We start from the raw sequence: 15473 nt of genomic DNA, 5'->3' as shown, positions 1-15473 counted from the left end.
GTGCGAGCGCGGGGAGCGCGCGCAGCGGGCCCCGCAGCCGCGAGCGAAAGGCGAACGCAGTGAGCCAGTCCGCCGTCCGACCGACGCCGGCCTCCCCGACCCCCGAGGGCGGGCACCTGCTGGACGTACGGGACCTGCACGTCGAGTTCCGCACCGGCGAGGGCGTCGCCAAGGTGATCAACGGGGTCTCGTACCACCTGGATCCGGGCGAGACCCTCGCCGTGCTCGGCGAGTCCGGCTCCGGCAAGTCCGTCACCGCCCAGGCGATCATGGGCATCCTCGACACTCCGCCGGCGGTGATCCGCTCCGGCCAGATCCTCTACCGGGGCCGGGACCTGCTGAAGGCGTCGGAGGAGCAGCGCCGCCAGGTACGCGGCAAGGAGATCGCGATGATCTTCCAGGACGCACTCTCCGCGCTGAACCCCGTCTTTCCAGTGGGCTGGCAGATCGGCGAGACGCTGCGCCAGCGCGAGGGGATGTCCAAGGCGGACGCCCGGCGGCGCGCCGTCGAGCTGATGGACCTGGTGAAGATCCCGGCCGCCACCAACCGGCTCGGCGACTACCCGCACCAGTTCTCCGGCGGCATGCGCCAGCGGGTCATGATCGCGATGGCGCTGGCGATGAACCCGAAGGTGCTGATCGCCGACGAGCCGACCACGGCGCTGGACGTCACCGTGCAGGCCCAGATCATGGACCTCCTCGCCGACCTGCGCCGCGACCTCGACATGGCGATGATCCTGATCACCCACGACCTGGGCGTGGTCGCCGGCGTGGCGGACCGGATCGCCGTCATGTACGCCGGCCGCATCGTCGAGCACGCCGACGTCCGCTCGCTGTACCGGGCGCCGGCCCATCCGTACACGAAGGGCCTGCTGGAGTCGATCCCGCGGATGGACGTGCGGGGCCAGCAGCTCTCCACCATCAAGGGGTTGCCGCCGAACCTGATGCGGATCCCGTCCGGCTGCCCCTTCCATCCCCGGTGCCCGTACGTGCAGCAGGTCTGCGTGGACGTGGTGCCGCACGACCTGGTCCTCGGCGACGGCCGGACCAGCGCGTGCCACTTCGCCCAGGAGGTCCGTGATGACAGCGCCCGCTAGCCCGACCAAGGTCCGGGGCGAAACGGTCCTCGCCGTCGACAACCTCGTCAAGCACTTCCCGATCCGCCAGGGCGTGCTGTTGCAGAAGCAGACCGGCGCGGTGAAGGCCGTCGACGGGGTCAGCTTCGAACTGCGCCGGGGCGAGACCCTCGGGGTGGTCGGCGAGTCCGGCTGCGGCAAGTCCACCCTGGCCCGGCTGCTCATGCGGCTGGAGACGCCGACCGCCGGCCGGGCCACCCTGGAGGGCCGGGATCTGTTCTCCGCCTCCGGCGCCGAGCTGCGCCGACTGCGGCGCAACATGCAGATGGTGATGCAGGACCCGTACACCTCGCTGAACCCGCGGATGACGGTCGGCGACATCATCGGCGAGCCGTTCGAGATCCACCCGGACGCGGCGCCGAAGGGCAGCCGGCGGCACCGGGTGCGGGAACTGCTCGACGTGGTGGGGCTGAACCCGGAGCACATCAACCGGTACCCGCACCAGTTCTCCGGCGGTCAGCGCCAGCGCATCGGCATCGCCCGGGCGCTCGCCCTGCGGCCCGAGATCATCATCTGCGACGAACCCGTCTCCGCTCTCGACGTGTCGATCCAGGCGCAGGTGATCAACCTGCTGGAGCAGCTACAGGACGAGTTCGGCCTGTCGTACATCTTCATCGCCCACGACCTGTCGGTGGTCCGGCACATCTCCGACCGGGTGGCGGTGATGTACCTCGGCAAGATCGCGGAGATCGGCACCGAGGACGAGATCTACGAGCGGCCGACCCACCCGTACACCCAGGCGCTGCTGTCGGCGGTGCCGGTCCCGGACCCGGACGCCCGCGACCGGCGCACCATGATCCGGCTCACCGGCGACGTGCCGAGCCCGGCCGACCCGCCGAGCGGCTGCAACTTCCGCACCCGCTGCTGGAAGGCCCAGGAGGTCTGCGCCACCCAGGAGCCCCACGCGGTGCCCCGGGCGGCGGACCCGCACCCCTCGGCCTGCCACTTCGCCGAACTCCGCCCCCTCCCCTGACTCCCGCACCCGCACCCGCACCCGCACCCGCACCCGCACCCACGATCTTGCACTTTCTGCCCTCGTTTTGTCTGTTCGGCCCGATTTTCCGGGGCAGAAACTGCAAGATCGCCGACGAGTCGGGGCGGGTGGGGTGGGGGGTGGTCAGTGGAAGAAGTGGCGGGTGGCGGTGAGGTACATGGTGACGCCGGCCTCCTTGCAGGCGGCGATCACCTCCTCGTCGCGGATCGAGCCGCCCGGCTGGACGATGGCCCGCACCCCGGCGTCGATGAGGATCTTCGGGCCGTCGGCGAACGGGAAGAACGCGTCCGAGGCGCAGACCGAGCCGCGGGCGCGTTCCGCCCCGGCCCGGCTGACCGCGAGCTGCGCCGAGTCGACCCGGTTGACCTGCCCCATGCCGACGCCGACGGTCGCGCCGTCCTTGGCGAGCAGGATCGCGTTGCTCTTCACCGCGCGCACGGCCCGCCAGGCGAAGGCCAGGTCGCGCAGGGTCTCCTCGTCGGCCGCCTCGCCGGTGGCCAGTCGCCAGTTGGCCGGGTCGTCGCCGTCCGCGTCGACCCGGTCGGCCATCTGCACCAGTACGCCGCCGGTGACCTGCCGCCACTCCGCCGGCAGCGGGTCGAAGGCCGGCGCACGCAGCAGCCGGATGTTCTTCTTGCCCTGGAGGACCTCCACCGCGCCCTCGTCGAACCCGGGCGCCACCAGCACCTCGGTGAAGATCTCCGAGACCTGCCGGGCAAGCTCCACGCTCACCGGGCGGTTGACGGCGATCACCCCGCCGTACGCGGACACCGGGTCGCAGGCGTGCGCCTTGCGGTGCGCCTCGGCCACGTCGGCGCCGACCGCGATGCCGCACGGGTTGGCGTGCTTGATGATCGCCACCGCCGGCCGGTCGGCGAAGTCGTTGGCCGCCCGCCACGCGGCGTCGGCGTCGACGTAGTTGTTGTAGGACATCTCCTTGCCGTGCAGCTGCTCGGCCTGGGCGAGTCCGGCGGGGCGGGACGGGTCGGCGTAGAGGGCCGCCGCCTGGTGCGGGTTCTCGCCATAGCGCAGCACCGCCTGCCGGCGCAGCGACAGCCCGGCGAAGCCCGGCCAGCCGTCCTGCTCGGGGGCCAGCGTGGTGGCGCACCACTCGGCGACCGCCACGTCGTACTCGGCGATGACCGCGAACGCGCGGGCCGCCAGCACGCGGCGCTGGGACAGGGTGAAGCCGCCCTCGCCGAGCGCGGCGAGCAGGGCCGGGTACGCGGCCGGGTCGGTCACCACGGCGACCGAGGCGTGGTTCTTGGCGGCGGCCCGGACCATGGCGGGACCGCCGATGTCGATCTGCTCCACGCACTCCTCGACGCCGGCCCCGGAGGCGACGGTGGCCTGGAACGGGTAGAGGTTGGACACCAGCAGGTCGATCCCCTCGATGCCGTGCTCGTCGAGCTGGGCGGCGTGCGAATCCTTGCGCAGGTCGGCGAGGAGCCCGCCGTGCACCTTCGGGTGCAGCGTCTTGACCCGGCCGTCGAGGATCTCCGGAAAGCCGGTCACCGTCTCCACGGGGGTCACCGGCACGCCGGCGCCGGCGATCGTCGACGCCGTGCTGCCGGTCGAGACGATCTCCACCCCGGCCGCGTGCAGCGCCCGGGCCAGCTCGACCAGGCCCGTCTTGTCGTAGACGCTGACCAGCGCCCGCCTGATCGGGCGACGTTCGTCCTGAGTGGAACTCACGGGACCGTGACCTTTCTTCCGGTGATCGTCCAACCTTCGCGGACCAGGCGGCCCACCTGCTCGACGAGCTGGCGCCGCTCGGCTTCCTTGATGCGCTCGGTGAGCGTCTCGACGTCGTCGTCGTCGCGCACCGGCACGGCGACCTGCGCGACGATCGGGCCGGTGTCCATTCCGGCGTCGACGAAGAAGAGCGTGGCCCCGGTGACCTTCACGCCGTAGGCGAGGGCGTCGCGCGGGCCGTGGATGCCGGGGAACGCCGGCAGCAGCGTGTTGTGCGTGTTCAGGTAGCGGTCGCCGAAGGCGGCCAGGAAGCGCGGGCCGACCAGCTTGAGGAAGCCGGCGGAGACGACCAGGTCGGGCCGGTGCTCGGCGACGCGGGCGGTCAGCGCCGCGTCCCAGTCCTCGCGGGTGGGATGGTCGGGGACCCTCTCGACGAACGTCGGCACTCCCGCCGCGGCCGCCCGGTCCAGTCCGGCGATGCCGTCCCGGTCGGCGCCGACCGCGACCACCCGGGCGCCGTACGCCGGATCGGCGCAGGCGTCGAGCAGTGCCTGGAGGTTGCTTCCGGAGCCGGAGACGAGGACGACGATGCGGGCGACGGACGCGGGCTCGGTCACCCGGCAACCTTATCGGGCAGGTCGGCGGGTCCATTCGCTGGGCAGCGCGACATTCACCGACGACGCGAATGGCCCGGACCAGGTACGCTGCCGGTCGCTCGGGCCCGGCGCGCGTCCGGCCCGCACCCGTCAGTGATCCGACGCCCCGCGGGGGTGTCGAGTGGAATGAGGAGTACGCCGAGATGCAGCCCGGATACCAGCCGCAGCAGCCCCCGATCAACAACAACATGACGATGTCGATCGTCGCCATCTTCCTCTTCTGGCCGCTGGCGATCCCGGCCATCATCAACGCCTCCAAGGTGAACCCGCTGCTCCAGCAGGGCGACTACGCCGGGGCCCAGGCCGCGGCCGCCGAGTCGAAGAAGTGGTCCAAGTGGGCGCTGATCGTCGGCATCAGCTGGTATGTGATCGTTCTGGTGTGCTGCCTGCTCGGTGGCCTCGCCGGGATGGTCGACGGCAGCTCGAGCAGCAGCTACTGACAGAACTGACGAGGAGTTCGCATGCAGCCCGGTTACCCCGGTCAGGATCCCTACGGCCAGCAGCCGCACCAGGATCCGGCCGCGCAGCCGCACTACGACCCGTACGCTCCGCCGCCGGCGGCGCCGTACGGTCAGCAGCCCACCTCCGGGCAGCCGAACGACCCGTACGCCGCACCCCAGAACCCCTACGGCCAGCCGACCTCCGGCCAGCCCTACGGCCAGCCGCCGACCTCCGGCCAGCCCTACGGCCAGCCGCCGACCTCCGGGCAGCCCTACGGCCAGCCGCCGACCTCCGGCCAGCCCTACGGCCAGCCGCCCACCTCGGGGCAGCCCTACGGCCAGCCGCCGTACCAGGACCCGTACGGCCAGCAGGCGTACCCGCCGCCCATGTACCCGAACGCCGGCTTCGCGGGTAAGGGGCCGGGCCAGCAGCAGAACACCCTCGGCCTGGTGTCGATGATCCTCGGCATCGTCTCGATCCCGATGGTCTGCTGCTACCTCGGCATTCCGCTGGGCATCGGCGCGCTGGTGACCGGCTGGATGGGCAGGCAGAAGGCGGCGCAGGGGCTGGCCGACAACCAGGGCCAGGCCCTGGCCGGCCTGATCTGTGGCGGCATCGGCGCCGCGCTGGGCCTGCTCCAGATCGTCCTGCTGATCTTCGGGATCGCCTACCAGCCCTGACCGGCACCGCGCGAAGGGGCGTCCCGGCTCGTCCGGGGCGCCCCTTCGGCGTACCGCCAGGGACGAGCCGGCCGACAGCGCGGCGTATCGGAGGAGCGAGCCGGTCGACGGCGCGCGGCGGGGCGAAGGCCGGCGTCAAGCGAGGCGCGCGGCGGGGCGAAGGCCGGCGTCAAGCGCGGCGGCCGAGACCAGCAAGGCGCGCGGCGGCAACAAGCGGGGCGGCAGGCCGAGGTCAGCGGGACGCGGGGCGGGCGAGCAGCCGGGTCGCGGCGGCGCCCAGCAGCGCGCCGACCGCGATCACGGCGGTCGCCACCCCGGCCACCTGCCACGCGACGGGGCCCATCTCGGCGAGCCGGCCGCCGCCGAGCGGCCCGGTGGAGGAGGCGGCGGCGGCGCCCAGCAGCAGGCCGGCCACCGGACCGGCGAGCGCCGCCGGCCCGAGCAGCGGGCCCCAGCGCAGCGGTGCCCGGTCGTCGGCGGCGAGCCGGAGCAGCCGCCGGGCCAGCAGCCAGCCCGCGGCCATCCCGGCGAGGACCGGCACCGCGAGCAGGCCGGCGCCGACCCCGTCGACCGGGCCGCGCGGCAGGCCCGCCAGCAGCGGCACGGCCGGCAGCGCGCCGACGGAGACCTCGCTGGTGCGGACCGCCGTGTCGGTGCCCACGGCGAAACCCGGGCCGAGCAGGTAGCTCGTCGACCAGATGGTGGCGTTGGGCGCGTAGGCGAGGCTGACCAGGGTGATCCCGGCCTGACCGGCGACCCCGGTGCGGTAGGCCCCGATCAGGTCGGCGGCGTCCCCGCCCCCGGTGGCCACGGCGAGCCCCGCCGCTCCGCCGCCCGCGGCGAGCAGCAGCAGGCCGGCGACCAGCCCGGTGCGGATCCCGTCGCGCAGCGGCTCCGGGCAGCGCGCGGCGAGCAGGCCGGCGACGCCGGTGGTGCGGGCCGAGCCGATCAGCGCGCCGAGCGTGCCCAGCACCGCGCAGGTGGCCCCGGCGCGGACCGGCGACGCCCCCGGACCGCCCGCGCCGGCCAGCACCGCGGCGAGCATCCCGAGCAGCGCGTACGCGAGGCCGACCGCGCCGGCGGCGACGAGCGCCTGCCGGGGGGACCGCCCGCCGCGCGCGCCGATCGCCCGGCTGGTGTGCACGCCCGCCCGGGTCAACCGCCAGATCACCAACGCGGTCAGCGCCAGCGGGGCCAGCCCGAGCGGGCCGGCGCCGGTCTCCAGCGGGACGCCGTGCCCGAGCAGCCAGCCGGCCAGGCCGGCGCGCAGCGCGCCCGGCACGGAGGCGGCGTCCTCGCTGAGCTGGAACAGCCAGAGCACGACCACGACCGGCAGCCACGAGGTGAGCGCCGCCCATCCGGCGGCGACCCCGGCGGCGACGGCGAGCGGGGCGCGGCTGCGGGGCGGCTCACCGCCGCGCTGCGCGGGCACCCGCCTGCCCCGCCCGGCGGGCGCGTCCGGCCGGGCGTCGGGACCGGGCTCGACGCCGGGACGGCTCGGCTGATCAGGGGTGACGGAGGACATCGCGTCTACTCTGGCATGCCGCGCGCCCGGCGGCAGTCCGATACCGCCCCGTAGCGGCGGCGAGTTCCGTGATCCACCGTCTCCCGCCTCCGATCCGGTCTAGCCTCGGCCCAGGGACGCGACCGAAGTCGCGGCACCGACGCCCGGAGGGAAGCCGTGAACGCTCCGTACCCACCGCCCCCGCCGCCACCCGCGGCCGGCCAGGACCGCACCACGCTGTGGGGGGTGCTCGGCATCGTCCTCGGCCTGCTCTGCTGCGGCATCCTGGGAATCGTCTTCGGCTACCTGTCGATCCGGGACGCCAAGCGCTCCGGCAGGTCGCCGGTGCTCGGCTGGCTGGCGATCGTGTTCGGCGTGCTCAACATCATCGGCAGCGGGTTCCTCTGGGCCGGCGGCAACTACCCCGTCTACAACGACTGAGGTCCGCCGCACGACGACGGAGGGCCGACCGCGAACGGTCGGCCCTCCGGTCGTACGTCAGCGGCGGTCAGCCCGCGGACATGATCTCCCGCATCAGCTTGGCGGTCTCGGTCGGGGTCTTGCCGACCTTGACGCCGACGGCCTCCAGCGCGCTCTTCTTGGCCTCGGCCGTGCCGGCGGAGCCGGAGATGATCGCGCCGGCGTGCCCCATGGTCTTGCCGGGGGGCGCGGTGAAGCCGGCGATGTAGCCGACCACCGGCTTGGTCACGTTCGCCTTGATGAACTCGGCGGCCCGCTCCTCGGCGTCGCCGCCGATCTCACCGATCATGACGATCGCGTCGGTGTCCGGGTCGGCCTCGAACGCGGCGAGCGCGTCGATGTGGGTGGTGCCGATGATCGGGTCGCCGCCGATGCCGACGCAGGTCGAGAAGCCGATGTCCCGCAGCTCGTACATCATCTGGTAGGTCAGCGTGCCGCTCTTGCTGACCAGGCCGATGCGGCCGGAGCCGGTGATGTCGGCCGGGATGATGCCGGCGTTGGAGGCGCCCGGCGAGGCGATGCCCGGGCAGTTCGGCCCGATGATCCGGGTGCGCTCGCCCTTGGCGACGTTGTACGCCCAGAACGCGGCGGTGTCGTGCACCGGCACGCCCTCGGTGATCACCACGGCCAGGTCGATCCCGGCGTCGATCGCCTCGACGACCGCGCCCTTGGTGAACTGCGGCGGTACGAAGATCACGGTCACGTCCGCGCCGGTCTGCGCCATCGCGTCGGCGACGCTGGCGAAGACCGGCAGCTCGGTGCCGTCGAAGTCGACCGTCTGGCCCGCCTTGCGCGGGTTGACGCCGCCGACGACGTTGGTGCCCGCGGCGAGCATCCGCCGGGTGTGCTTGGAACCCTCGGAACCGGTCATCCCCTGGACGATGACCTTCGAGTCCTTGGTCAGCCAGATAGCCATTGTCAGACCCCCGCAGCCGCCAGCTCGGCGGCCCGCTCGGCCGCGCCGTCCATCGTGTCGACCCGCTGCACCAGCGGGTTGTTCGCGCCGTCGAGGATCGCCCGACCGGCCTCGGCGTTGTTGCCGTCGAGGCGGACGACCAGCGGCTTGGTGACCTTCTCGCCGCGCTGCTCGAGCAGGGCCAGCGCCTGCACGATGCCGTTGGCGACCTCGTCGCAGGCGGTGATGCCGCCGAAGACGTTGACGAAGACGCTCTTCACCGACGGGTCGGAGAGGACGATCTCCAGCCCGTTCGCCATCACCGCGGCGCTCGCGCCGCCGCCGATGTCGAGGAAGTTGGCCGGCTTGACGCCGCCGTGCCGCTCGCCGGCGTACGCGACCACGTCGAGGGTCGACATGACCAGGCCGGCGCCGTTGCCGATGATGCCGACCTCGCCGTCGAGCTTGACGTAGTTGAGGTCCTTCTCCTTGGCGGCCTGCTCCAGCGGGTCCACGGCGGCCTGGTCGACCAGCGCCTCGTGGTCCGGGTGCCGGAACCCGGCGTTCTCGTCCAGGGTGACCTTGGCGTCGAGCAGCAGCAGCTTGCCCTCGCCGGTCTTGGCCAGCGGGTTCACCTCGACCAGCGTCGCGTCCTCGGCGACGAAGGCCTTCCACAGGCCCACGGCGGCCTCGACGACCTGGTCGGCGACCTCGGCCGGGAAGCCGGCGGCGGCGACGATCTCGCGCGCCTTCGCCTCGTCGACGCCGGTGTTGGCGTCGATCGGGGCCTTGACGACCTTCTCCGGGGTGTCGGCGGCGACCTGCTCGATGTCCATACCGCCGGCGACGCTGGCGATGCAGAGGAAGGTGCGGTTCGCCCGGTCGAGCAGGTAGGAGAAGTAGTACTCCTCGGCCACGTCCGCGGTCACGGTGATCATGACCTTGTGGACGGTGTGACCCTTGATGTCCATGCCGAGGATGTCGGTGGCGCGGGCCACCGTCTCCTCCGCGCCCTCGGCCAGCTTCACGCCGCCGGCCTTGCCCCGGCCGCCGACCTTCACCTGCGCCTTGACGACCACCCGACCGCCGAGGCGTTCGGCGATCGCGCGGGCCTCCTCCGGGGTCGTGGCGACGCCGCCGGCGAGCACGGGCAAACCGTGCCGCTCGAACAGGTCCCGCCCCTGGTACTCGTACAGGTCCACGTTTGCGCGTCCCGTCCCGTCTCCGCGGCGCGCCGTCGCGCCGCCACCAGCGTTATGGAAAACAGTTTGACGCCTGTCAGAAGTTGAAACAGGCCATTGGGCGCAGCCTAGCGAGGCGGACACCGGCGGCAACCGGACGGGTGCGCGGTGTGCGGTAATGCACAACCGGCGTCGTCGCGCGGCCTTTCCGCGACTTCCGCCCCGACGTCAGCCGTCCGGGCGATGTTGTCCGGGCCGCGTAACCCCTGATTGGGGGCGTCGTTGAGTCAGGTGTCGGAGCGCTGATGCAGCGCGACGGCGGGAAACGGCCGATGCCCTGTCGGTCGAGGGGTGGCGGCGGGGCATCGTGCATAGAGGGGCCGGACGTGTGAGGGGTGCGTCCGGCCCCTCCCCCGTGCCCGGGGACAGCCGCCGGGCACGACGGCGGGTCAGGCGACCGGCTGGGCGACGTTCTCCCGCACCCACTCCACGATCGACGCGGTGGTGGCCCCCGGCGTGAAGATCTTGGCGACGCCGAGCCTCTGGAGCTCGGGGATGTCGGCGTCGGGAATGATGCCGCCGCCGAAGACGACGATGTCGCGGGCGTCCCGCTCGCCGAGCAGTTCCACCACCCGCCGGAACAGCGTCATGTGGGCCCCGGACAGCACGGAGAGCCCGACCGCGTCGGCGTCCTCCTGGATCGCGGTCTCCACGATCTGCTCCGGGGTCTGGTGCAGGCCGGTGTAGATGACCTCCATACCGGCGTCCCGGAGGGCACGCGCGACGACCTTGGCGCCACGGTCGTGGCCGTCCAGGCCCGGCTTGGCGACGACGACCCGAACACGAGAGCTCATCAGCGCATCCCTTTCACCGGCTCCGCGGCTTCACCTGAACGAACGGTAACCCGCCCCGCCCGGCCCGGGAAATCCGGGCGGCGAAGCTCACCGCGCACCGGCCGCCCTGACGCCGGGAGGCCCGGCGGCGCAGACGCCACGCTTGCCGCAGATGATCACCGCCGTCAAGCCGGACACCTCCGCCGTTCGGTCACGCTGCGCGACGAACGGGCAGTTACGGGGTCCCCGATCGAGGGGTACGAGCCATGACAATCACGGACGCAAAGGGACAGAACGCGGCGGCAATTCGGCGCTTCGGCTTGTAACGCCCCTGGCGGTTGGCTAACGTGTCCACGGTTGTCATCAGGTCCACGGACGGGTGACGACGCGGCCAGCCGACGTTCACCCGAGCTTCACGGGCGTCGGGGAAGCCGCATCGGATCCCCGACAACGGAGGGTGTGCGTGCGCCAGCGCCTGTCGTCTGAGCCCGATAGATATCGCGGCCGTCGCCGCGTACCCACCCCCCCGCGTAGCCGCTACGCGGCCGTCGTCACCACCGCGTTCGTCGGTGCCGGCATCGTCGCCATCGGCGCGGGCGCCCTGCCGGACGCCAAGAGCGTCAGCCCGTCGGTGCTCGACGAGCTGAAGGCCGCCTCGACCCTCAGCCAGGACACCGCGGCCCGCGCCGACGCCGCCGACCGCGCCTCCCGCGACAGCACGCGGGCCGCCGGCGCCGAGGCCGCCTCCGAGCGCGAGGTGTGGCTGCTCCCCCTCCAGGGCTACGAGTTCAACTCGCCCTACGGCATGCGCTGGGGCAAGCTGCACACCGGCGTCGACCTGGTCGCCCCCGAGGGCACGCCCTACGTCGCCATCCACGCCGGCACCGTCACCAAGGCCGGCTGGTTCGGCGGCTACGGCTACACGGTCATCGTCCAGCACGCCGACGGCAGCGAGGCGATCTACGGCCACTCCTCCGCCCTGAGCGTCAAGGAGGGGCAGCAGGTCAAGGCGGGCGACCAGCTCGGCCTGGTCGGCAACACCGGCCACTCCTACGGCTCCCACCTCCACCTGGAGGTCCATGTCAAGGGCGAGCCGCTCGACCCGGTGCCGTGGCTCCAGGAGCGCGGAGTGGACATCAAGCTACAAGTCGAGGCATTCTACAGCGAGGTAGCCACGTCCTGACGCTGCGCATAGACCGTTGACCGCCCGGATCTGTCGATCCGGGCGGTTTTTCGTTGCCCGGCCATCAAGGAAAGTCTGCTGGGTCACAACCGCAGCTGTGAGCGGCGCCACTGCCGCCCATGATCAGTTATCCCAATTAATGCCGCAGGGCGGGACGTAACGGACGGCTACGCCCGCCGCGAGCCCGCCCGACCCGGGCCCCATACCCGTTCCGGCCGGCGCCGACACCAGTATTTCGAGGTCAAGTGCCCCCTCGACGCAGTGAAGGTCCGCCGTGCAGGAAGACATCCGGAACGAGAACACCCCCGACGCCCCGGCCCGGCACCGGCGGTCGGCCGGCAGCCGTACCCGCGTGGTCATCGCCGCGGCGGCCCTCGCCGGGCTCGGCCTCGGCGGAGCCGCCTTCGCGGCCACCGGCGACGACGACCCCGCGACCCCGGCCGCCGTCTCCCTCGACGCGCAGGCCCGCGCCGAGGCCGCCGACCGCGCCGACCGGTCCGCCCGCGAGTCGACCGCCCCGGTCACCCCCTCCGCCAGCCCGACACCGAGCCCCACGAAGGCCAGCCCGACGGCGAAGCCCAGCCCGAAGGCCACCACCGCCAAGCCCACGCCGAAGAAGACCAGCAAGCCGAAGCCGAGTTGGGTCATCCCGATGAAGGGCGCGGCGATCACCTCCTGCTACGGGCCGCGCTGGGGCACCCTGCACGCCGGCATCGACTTCGCGCTGCCCGCCGGCACCCCCGTCCGCGCCGCCTTCGGCGGCACGGTCACCAAGGCCGGGGACGTCGGCGACGGCTACGGCATCTCCGTCGTCATCGACCACGGCAACGGCTACCTCACCCAGTACGCCCACCTGAGCACCGCCAAGGTGGGCGTGGGCGACAAGGTGGGGGCCGGGGAGACCATCGGCCTGGAGGGCTCCACCGGCGACTCCACCGGCCCGCACCTGCACTTCGAGGTGCACCAGGGCCAGATGTGGAACCAGATCGACCCGGCGCCGTTCCTGCGCGCCCGGGGCGTCGACGTGGCCTGCTGACCGCGTAGCACGACGAACGGCCCGACCCGGCGCGTCTGCCGGGCCGGGCCGCGCCGGTCTTTGACCCGTCGTTCGGGCCGCCCTGGCCCGAAGCCCCGGGGCCGGGGCCGGCCGGACGGTCGCCGGGGCCCCGGGACGAAGCCGACCGGGGCTCAGAGTTTGTCGATCGGGGCGTGCCGGAGCACCAGCCACATGGTCTGGTCGCCGAAGTCGATCTGCGCCCGGGCGCTCGGGCCGTGCCCCTCCACCGCGAGCACCCGGCCCAGCCCGTAGCGCTGGTGGTTGACCCGGTCCCCGGCGGACACCTTCGGCCCCTGCGGCAGCTCGCTCGCCGTGGTCAGCCGGCTGGCGTCGACGCCGAGCCGCTTCGCCAGCTGCGCGGCCTTGGGCGTGCCGCCGTTGAAGGTGCCGCGCCCGCCGGGCACGCGGTCCGCGCGGCCGCCGACGCCGCCGCCCCCACCGGCCCACGAGGTGTACGACCCCTCGGTGCGCTCCCAGTGGACCAGCTCCGGCGGCAACTCCTCCAGGAACCGCGAGGGCGGGTTGTAGGACGGCTGCCCCCACGCCGAGCGGGTCACCGCCCGGGAGAGGTAGAGCCGTTGCCGGGCCCGGGTGATGCCCACGTAGGCCAGCCGGCGCTCCTCCTCCAGCTCACGGGTGTCGCCGAGCGAGCGCAGGTGTGGGAAGACGCCGTCCTCCAGGCCGGTCAGGAAGACCACCGGGAACTCGAGCCCCTTGGCGGTGTGCAGCGTCATCAGGGTGACCACGCCCTGGTGGTCCGGGTCGTCGGTCGGCAGCTGGTCGGCGTCGGCGACCAGGGCGACCTGCTCCAGGAAGCCGGCCACGGTCGCCCGCTCCCCCTCCTCGCCGGTCGCCTCGATCCGCTCCGTGTACTCCCGGGCGACGCTGACCAGCTCCTGGAGGTTGTCGACCCGCCCGGCGTCCTGCGGGTCGAGGCTCTCCTCCAGCTCCGTGAGGTAGCCCGAGCGGGTCAGCAGCGCCTCCAGCACCTCCTCGGGGGTGCCGGTCTCGGCCAACTCGCGGGCGCCGTCGAGCAGGGCGACGAAGTCGGCGATGCCGTTGGCCGCCCGGGTGGAGATGCCCGGGGCGTCCTTCGCCCGCCGCAGCGCCGCGCCGAAGGAGATCCGGTCCCGGCTGGACAGCGCCTCCACGCACGCCTCGGCGCGGTCGCCGATGCCCCGGCGAGGCGTGTTGAGGATCCGACGCAGGCTGACCGTGTCGTCGTCGTTGACCACCGCGCGCAGGTAGGCCAGCGCGTCGCGGACCTCCTTGCGCTCGTAGAAGCGGACCCCGCCGACCACCTTGTAGGGCAGGCCGACGCGGATGAACACCTCCTCGAAGACGCGGGACATCGCGTTGGTGCGGTAGAAGACCGCCACGTCGCCGGGGCGGGTGTCGCCGGAGTCGACCAGCCGGTCGATCTCGCGGGCCACCCAGTCGGCCTCGGCGTGCTCGGTGTCGGCCACGTAGCCGACGATCTGCTCGCCGGCGCCCGCCTCGCTCCACAGCCGCTTCGGCTTGCGCGAGGTGTTCCGGTCGATCACCGCGTTGGCCGCGTTCAGGATCGTCTGGGTGGAGCGGTAGTTCTGCTCCAGCAGGATCGTCCGGGCGTCGCTGAAGTCCCGCTCGAACTCCAGGATGTTGCGGATCGTGGCGCCCCGGAACGCGTAGATCGACTGGTCGGCGTCGCCGACGACGCACAGCTCCGCCGGCTCGACCCCCTCGGTGCCGGAGACCAGCTCCTTGATCAGCACGTACTGGGCGTGGTTGGTGTCCTGGTATTCGTCGACCAGCACGTGCCGGAACCGGCGGCGGTAGCTCTCCGCGACGTGCGGGTGCGACTGGAACAGGTGCACCGTCGTCATGATCAGATCGTCGAAGTCGAGCGCGTGCGCCTCGCGCAGCCGCCGCTGGTAGAGCGTGTAGGCCTCCGCCAGCGCCCGCTCGTTGGGGCCCTTGGCCCGGCCGGCGAACTCCTCCGGGTCGACCAGCTCGTTCTTCAGGTTGGAGACCTGGGCGGCCAGCCCTCGCGCCGGGTAGCGCTTCGGGTCGAGGTCGAGCTCGCGGGCGACCATCTGCATCAGCCGGCGGGAGTCGTCGGCGTCGTAGATCGAGAAGGTCGACTTCAGCCCGGCGTGCTCGTGCTCGGCGCGCAGGATGCGCACGCACGCGGAGTGGAACGTCGACACCCACATCAGCCGGGCGCGCGGGCCCACCAGGTGGGCGACGCGCTCCTTCATCTCCCCGGCCGCCTTGTTGGTGAAGGTGATCGCGATGATCTCGCCGGGATGCACGTCCCGGGCGGCCAGCAGGTAGGCGATCCGGTGGGTGAGGACGCGGGTCTTGCCCGAGCCGGCGCCGGCCACGATCAGCAGCGGCGAGCCGGCGTGGATCACGGCGTCGCGCTGCGGCCCGTTCAGGCCCTCGACCAGGGCCTGCGGGTCGAGGCGGCGGGCGGCCGCCCCCGGCCGGTGCGGCGGGGTCGGGGCAGGCGCCGGTGCGGGCGGGGACACGGGGATGTCGAAGAGAGGATGCATCGCACGGCGAGTCTATGCCGCCGGACGGACACTTCCCCGCCGCGTGGGCCCGGGTGCGACCGAGCCGTCGTCGACCGCCCGGCGCCGGGGTCGTGCGTTCGGGCACGCGTCCGGCCGAATCCTTGCGCCGGCCGCCCCGAGGTCGGCATACTCGACGACGTGTTCGCTGAGCGCTTCTACTTTTACTACGGCACCGGGAGT

Annotated in this window: 14 protein-coding genes; 7 read left to right on the top strand and 7 right to left on the bottom strand. The window is 72.9% G+C overall.

The annotated features are described in order from the left end of the window. The first annotated feature begins 59 nt into the window (after positions 1–59). Both GA0070606_RS20380 and GA0070606_RS20375 read left to right on the top strand, forming a co-directional pair. Positions 60–1097, top strand: coding sequence for an ABC transporter ATP-binding protein (locus tag GA0070606_RS20380; protein WP_091102963.1), 1038 nt, complete (start codon positions 60–62; stop codon positions 1095–1097). Then, positions 1081–2109: an ABC transporter ATP-binding protein gene (locus GA0070606_RS20375; protein ID WP_091102960.1), complete on the top strand. Its 1029-nt coding sequence runs from the start codon at positions 1081–1083 to the stop codon at positions 2107–2109. The genes GA0070606_RS20380 and GA0070606_RS20375 overlap by 17 nt, the downstream gene beginning before the upstream one ends. Positions 2110–2253: 144 nt before the next feature. Here the strand turns inward: GA0070606_RS20375 and purH are convergent, their stop codons facing one another. Together purH and purN are read right to left on the bottom strand one after the other, a co-directional pair. Then, on the bottom strand, positions 2254–3825 hold the full coding sequence (gene purH, locus GA0070606_RS20370) for a bifunctional phosphoribosylaminoimidazolecarboxamide formyltransferase/IMP cyclohydrolase (RefSeq protein WP_091102957.1): 1572 nt from the start codon (positions 3823–3825) through the stop codon (positions 2254–2256). Further along, positions 3822–4442, bottom strand: coding sequence for a phosphoribosylglycinamide formyltransferase (gene purN / locus GA0070606_RS20365; protein WP_091102952.1), 621 nt, complete (start codon positions 4440–4442; stop codon positions 3822–3824). The genes purH and purN overlap by 4 nt, the downstream gene beginning before the upstream one ends. A gap of 182 nt (positions 4443–4624) precedes the next feature. Here purN and GA0070606_RS20360 point away from each other — a divergent pair, with 182 nt between their 5' ends. Both GA0070606_RS20360 and GA0070606_RS20355 read left to right on the top strand, forming a co-directional pair. Then, positions 4625–4921 carry a CD225/dispanin family protein gene (locus GA0070606_RS20360; RefSeq protein ID WP_091102947.1) on the top strand — a complete coding sequence of 99 codons (297 nt, stop codon included), beginning with the start codon at positions 4625–4627 and terminating at the stop codon, positions 4919–4921. 21 nt (positions 4922–4942) lie between these two features. Next, complete coding sequence (locus GA0070606_RS20355) at positions 4943–5602, top strand: DUF4190 domain-containing protein (protein WP_091102945.1); 660 nt, start codon at positions 4943–4945, stop codon at positions 5600–5602. 232 nt (positions 5603–5834) lie between these two features. Here the strand turns inward: GA0070606_RS20355 and GA0070606_RS20350 are convergent, their stop codons facing one another. Beyond that, the gene (locus tag GA0070606_RS20350) at positions 5835–7127 is read right to left on the bottom strand and encodes a cell division protein PerM (protein ID WP_091102940.1); all 1293 of its coding nucleotides are present in this window, start codon (positions 7125–7127) and stop codon (positions 5835–5837) included. A 156-nt stretch (positions 7128–7283) separates the two neighbouring features. Here GA0070606_RS20350 and GA0070606_RS20345 point away from each other — a divergent pair, with 156 nt between their 5' ends. Then, positions 7284–7547 carry a hypothetical protein gene (locus GA0070606_RS20345; protein ID WP_091102935.1) on the top strand — a complete coding sequence of 88 codons (264 nt, stop codon included), beginning with the start codon at positions 7284–7286 and terminating at the stop codon, positions 7545–7547. A 67-nt stretch (positions 7548–7614) separates the two neighbouring features. On the opposite strand, the gene sucD is transcribed toward GA0070606_RS20345, so the two are convergent. The 3 genes from sucD to icmB form a co-directional block, all read right to left on the bottom strand. Next, positions 7615–8502 (bottom strand): succinate--CoA ligase subunit alpha, encoded by an 888-nt coding sequence (sucD, locus tag GA0070606_RS20340; protein ID WP_091102932.1) that lies wholly within the window; start codon positions 8500–8502, stop codon positions 7615–7617. A 2-nt stretch (positions 8503–8504) separates the two neighbouring features. Further along, entirely contained in the window at positions 8505–9683 is a 1179-nt protein-coding gene (gene sucC, locus GA0070606_RS20335) for an ADP-forming succinate--CoA ligase subunit beta (RefSeq protein WP_091102928.1), read from the bottom strand. Positions 9684–10111: 428 nt separating this feature from the next. Then, entirely contained in the window at positions 10112–10516 is a 405-nt protein-coding gene (gene icmB / locus GA0070606_RS20330) for a coenzyme B12-dependent isobutyryl CoA mutase small subunit (protein WP_091102925.1), read from the bottom strand. 442 nt (positions 10517–10958) lie between these two features. On the opposite strand from icmB, the gene GA0070606_RS20325 reads away from it, so the two are divergent. Beyond that, entirely contained in the window at positions 10959–11678 is a 720-nt protein-coding gene (locus GA0070606_RS20325) for a M23 family metallopeptidase (protein WP_091102921.1), read from the top strand. A gap of 274 nt (positions 11679–11952) precedes the next feature. Then, positions 11953–12714, top strand: coding sequence for a M23 family metallopeptidase (locus GA0070606_RS20320; protein WP_091102918.1), 762 nt, complete (start codon positions 11953–11955; stop codon positions 12712–12714). 152 nt (positions 12715–12866) lie between these two features. Here GA0070606_RS20320 and pcrA read toward each other — a convergent pair whose 3' ends face one another. Further along, positions 12867–15272, bottom strand: a complete 2406-nt coding sequence (gene pcrA / locus GA0070606_RS20315) for a DNA helicase PcrA (RefSeq protein WP_091102914.1) — start codon at positions 15270–15272, stop codon at positions 12867–12869. Positions 15273–15473: the final 201 nt, after the last annotated feature.

Source organism: Micromonospora citrea (assembly GCF_900090315.1).
Lineage (GTDB): Bacteria > Actinomycetota > Actinomycetes > Mycobacteriales > Micromonosporaceae > Micromonospora > Micromonospora citrea.
The sequence above is the reverse complement of the archived record's forward strand: the minus strand, read 5'-3'. Positions and strand labels throughout refer to the sequence as shown.